This window comes from Endozoicomonas sp. ALC013 (assembly GCF_049310205.1).
Lineage (GTDB): Bacteria > Pseudomonadota > Gammaproteobacteria > Pseudomonadales > Endozoicomonadaceae > Endozoicomonas.
The window spans coordinates 1-4,902 of the sequence record NZ_JBLYNS010000229.1 but is presented as its reverse complement, the minus strand read 5'-3'; the positions used below and the strand labels follow the sequence as shown (position 1 = coordinate 4,902).

2 protein-coding genes are annotated in these 4,902 nt (G+C 50.7%); both read right to left on the bottom strand.

The window, feature by feature from the left end:
* The coding region (locus ACO6V1_RS22325; RefSeq protein WP_422468658.1) for a DUF1601 domain-containing protein at positions 1 to 1,833 on the bottom strand (1,833 nt) is incomplete at its 3' end.
* A 105-nt stretch (positions 1,834 to 1,938) separates the two neighbouring features.
* Positions 1,939 to 4,785, bottom strand: a complete 2,847-nt coding sequence (locus ACO6V1_RS22320; RefSeq protein WP_422463815.1) for a DUF1601 domain-containing protein — start codon at positions 4,783 to 4,785, stop codon at positions 1,939 to 1,941.
* Positions 4,786 to 4,902 lie beyond the last annotated feature (117 nt).

Here is a 4,902-nt window from a genome sequence, read left to right as displayed (position 1 = left end):
TTTCGCCATGGCCAGTAGCAGGTTGGCGATGCCCTGGGCAGTAAATTGGTCTTTCTGTGCATTTGCGTGGGGCAACAGCGCGGCCACGGCCTTTTTCAACCCTGGTGTTTGCTCCTGCCCGTTATCTACCAGTTTCGCCATGGCCCACAGCAGGTTAGCGATATGCTGTGGAGTAAAGTTGGCTTTTAGTACAGTCACGCAGGGCAACAGCGCAGCTACGGCTTCCTTGAACTCTGGCGTCTGGTCCTGCCCGTTGTCCACCAGTTTCGCCATGGCCCACAGCAGGTTGGTGATTTCCTGAGGTTTAAAGTCAGCTTTCTGTGCGTTCACGTGGGGCAACAGCAGGGCCAGGGTCTCGCTGAGACCTGGTGTCCGCTCCTGCCCGTTGTCCTCCAGTTTTGCCATGGCCCACAGCAGGTTGGCGATATGCTGAGGACTAAGCTGGTCTTTCTGTGCGTTTACGAGGGGCAGCAGCGCGACCACAGCCTCGTTGAACTCTGGTGTCCGCACCAGCCCGTTGTCCTCCAGTTTTGCCATGGCCCACAGCAGGTTGACGATATGCTGAGGAATAAACTGGTCTTTCTTTGCGTTCACCAGGGGCAACAGCGCGCCCATGGCTTTGTTGAACTCTGGTGTCTGCTCCTGCCCGCTGTCCACCAGTTTGGCCATGGCCCACAGCAGGTTGACGATAGCCTGTGGTTTAAAGTTCGCTTTTTGTACGTTCATGTGGGGCAACAGCGCGGCCACGGCCACGTTGAGTTCAGGTGTCCGCTCCTGCCCTTTGTCCACCAGTTTCGCCATGGCCCACAGCAGGTTGGCGATTTCCTGGGCATTAAATTGGTTTTTCTGTGCGTTCACGTGGGGCAACAACACGGCCACAGTCTCTTTGAGCCCTGGTACCCACTTTTGATCGTTGTCCATCAGTTTCGCCATGGCCCACAGCATGTTGGCAATACCCTGGGCCTTAAATTGGTCTCTCTTGGCATTTAGTAGGGGCAGCAGGGTGGCCACAGCCTCTTTGAGCCCTGGTGTCCGCTCCTGCCCGTTGTCCACGAGTTTTGCCATGGCCCAAAGCAGGTTGGAGATCCCCTGAGGAATAAATTGTTTTTTCTGTGCGTTCACATGGGGCAACAACACGGCCACGGCCTCGTTGAACTCTGGCGTCCGCTCCTGCCCGTTGTCCACCAGTTTCGCCATGGCCCACAGCAGGTTAGCGATTTCCTGAGCACCAATATCACGGGCTTCCGGTTTTTGGTTGCTGTTAAATATTATTGCATCAAGTAGGGTCGACAATAAGGCAACTTGAGTGAGTTGAACACGCTCATCCATGGGTTTATGAGGGGTAAAAACACCCGCTGAAGTAAATGAGTGAAGTGTTGTCGTCAGGCTTCGCCAATTCCAGCTCCGTGTTACGGTAAAATTTTGCAGCAAGCGCATCAGCTGGCTTTGTTCTGTTCGATTTAACGGTCTTTGAGCAGCTGATGAGTATCTTTTGATTGAACTGGCATACTGACCGTGATTTCTCCCATCATAGCGATGACCGAAACGTTCCGATTTACTCACCAGACCAGCCATTATTTCCGGTTTGATGAGGGTATGAAAATTTTGAGCAGAGTTGACTGAACGGCGCAGTAGATGTTGAGAAGATCGTGTGTCAGAAGAATGGTAAAATTGATTGCGACGCGGTGCCGTGCGGGGGGGATGATTCCATTGTCTGACTGTGGCATGTCGGTATCGTCCACGCCTTGAAGAAGGGGCATGGCCATTTGGTTGGGTGTAACCGTTATTTGATGTTGTGTATTTGCCACTGATACCAGCAGAACTTCTATCCATAATTATATTTCATTAATTCATGAAAATATAAAAAGCAGACTGCTGTTCTGCTCAGAAGTTCATTGTGCGGAAAAGTTTACTTGAGTCATGATGGGAGGAAGGCGATTACTGACTGTTTGTTTTCTTCCTCTTTGCCGGGTTGGTTTGCTCTGCTAAATGTCCTTCACCAGTAATGTATGCAGCACCTGTCCACCTTCTTTTAAGTGATACAGAGCCATGCTCCTGTGGCGGGGTGCCTATCCTGGTCTTTATTTGATCAATATATGGTTTCATTAAATCGTTGCTCAAAAGCTGGTTAGCCGGGATTTCAATGACCTCAAATCCTGCTTTTTGCAGCAGTGCAATTTTAAGCAGAGTCGAACCGTTCCTGGTGTTGAAATCACCACCCACGTAATGAGACGGTCCCTGAGCTTCAATCACCACGTTGTGATCTGGCAGTAGCAGGTCAACCGGAGGTAATGAGTTCAGCCTCTTTTCTTCTTCGATCTTCAAAGCTGGAATAGATGATTTGAGTTGATCACGGAAGTCGGCTTGGTTTTTTGAAATGATTGTCTGGTATTGGAGGACGGCCGAACAGGTTCTGCCAAGCCAACTTGCAGCCATGATCATGATGGATTGATCCTCTTCATTATCTGGCGATGTATTTTCCAGACGAATGAACAGGTCATCCATGTGTTTTTCAAACACTTTATTTTTATTGGCATTGGAGTCTAGAAACAACCTGGCACAGCATACCATTACTGCCCAGAGAGACATCGATATCGCTTGCTGAGAGAGTTGAGCGTTGTCACTGATGCGATAGACAAGCGATTCGAACGTAGAGGTAACCACGCTCAGCTCAACGAGTTCACCAAGTTTCGCCATGGCCCAAAGCAGGTTGGCGATACCCTGAGGAATAAATTGGTCTTTCTGTGCGTTCACGAGGGGCAACAGCACGGCCACGGCTTCTTTGAGCTCTGCTGACTGTTCCTGCCCGTTGTCCACCAGTTTCGCCATGGCCCACAGCAGGTTGGTGACACACTGGGCATTAAATTGGTCTTTCTGTGTGTTCACGCAGGTCAACAGCACATTCACCGCTTCGTTGAACTCTGGTGTCTGCTCGTACCTGTTGTCCACCAGTTTTGCCATGGCCCACAGCAGGTTAGTGATTTCCTGTGGTTTAAAGTGAGCTTTCTGTGCATTTACGTGGGGCAACAGCGCGGCCACAGCATCTTTGAGCTCTGGTGTTTTCTCCAGCCCGTTGTCCACCAGTTTCGCCATGGCCCACAGCAGGTTGGCGATTCCCTGAGGAATAAATTGTTCTTTCTGTGCGTTCACATGGGGCAGCAACACGGCCACGGCCACGTTGAGCTCTGGTATCTGCTCCTGCCCGTTATCCACCAGTTTTGCCATGGCCCACAGCAGATTGGTGATTTCCTGTGGTTTCAAGTGAGCTTTCTGTGCGTTCACGTGGGGCAAAAGCGCGGCCAGGGCCCTTTTGAGCTCTGGTGTCGGCTCCTGCCCGTTGTCCACCAGTTTCGCCATGGCCCACATCAGGTTGGCGATTTCTTGGGCATTAAATTGGTTTTTCTGTGCGTTCACGCGGGGCAACAGCGCGGCCACGACCTCTTTGAACTCTGGTGTCCACTCTTGGCCGCTATCCACCAGTTTCGCCATGGCACACAGCAGGTTGGCGATATGCTGAGGAATAAATTGGTCTTTTTGTGCCTTAACGTGGGGCAACAACGCCGCCACGGCCTCTTTGAGTTCTGGTGTCCGCGCCTGCCCATTGTCCACCAGTTTAGCCATGGCCCACAGCAGGTTGGCGATATACTGAGGAATAAATTGGTCTCTCTGTGCATTCACGCGGGGCAACAGCGCGGCCGCGGTCTCGTTGAGCTCTGGTGTCCGCTCCAGCCCGATGTCCACCAGTTTCGCCATGGCCCATAGCAGGTTGGTGATAGCCTGAGGAATAAATTGGTCTTTCTGTGCGTTCACATGGGGCAACAGCGCGGCCACGGTCTCTTTGAGTCCTGGTATCCGGTCCTGCCTGTTGTCTACCATTTTCGCCATGGCCCACAGCAGGTTGGCAATGCCCTGGGCATTAAGTTGGTTTTTCTGTGCTTGCACGAGGGGCAACAGGGCGGCCACGGCCTCGTTAAGCTCTGCTGTAAGCTTCTGCCCGTTGTCCAGCAGTTTCGCCATGGCCCACACCAGGTTGGTGACTTCCTGTGGTTTAAAGTGAGCTTTCTGTGCGTTCACGTGGGGCAACAGCGCGGCCATGGCCTTGTTGAATTCTGGTGTCTGCTCCTGCCCGTTGTCCACCAGTTTCGTCATGGCCCACAGCAGGTTGGCGATTCCCTGGGCATCCATATCCCATGCTTCAGCTTTTTTGTTGCACTTGAATCTTATTGCATCCAGTAGCCTTGACAATAAGGCAGCTTGAGTACGCTTGACACGCTCATCAATGGGTTTATGAGGGGTAAAAACACCTGCTGAAGTCAATGAGTGAAATGTTGTCGTCAGGCTTCGCCAATTCCAGCTCCGTGTTGCTGTGAAATTTTGTAGCAAACGCATCAGCTGTCTTTGTTCTGTTCGATTTAACGGTCTTTTAGCAGCTGATGAGTATTTTTTAATTAAACTGGCATATAGGCCGTGATCTCTCCCATCATAGCGATGACCTAAACGATCCGATTTACTCACCAGATCATCCATTATTTCCTGTTGGATGAGGGCATTAAAATCTTGAGCAGAGTTGACTGAACGGTGCATTAAATATTGAGAAGGGCGTGTGCCAGAAGAATGGTGAAATTCATTATATCTCGGGGTAGGGCGGGGGTGACTATCACGCCGCCTGACTATGGCATTTCTATATCGCCCACGTCTTGAAGAAGGGGCAGAGTCATCCGGTTGGTTGTAATCATTACCTGGTCTTGAGTGTTTATCACTGATACCGGCAGAACTTCTATCCATAATTATATTTCATTAATGCATGAAAATATAAAAAGCAGACTACTGTGCAGTTCAGAAGTTCATTTTGCAAAAAAGTTTACTTGAGTCATGATGGGAGGAAGGCGATTACTGACTGTT

What these genes read in the sequence shown, in the direction of transcription:
- ACO6V1_RS22320 (WP_422463815.1), bottom strand. Translation starts at nt 4,785, where the DNA reads ATGGATAGAAGTTCTGCCGGTATCAGTGATAAACACTCAAGACCAGGT.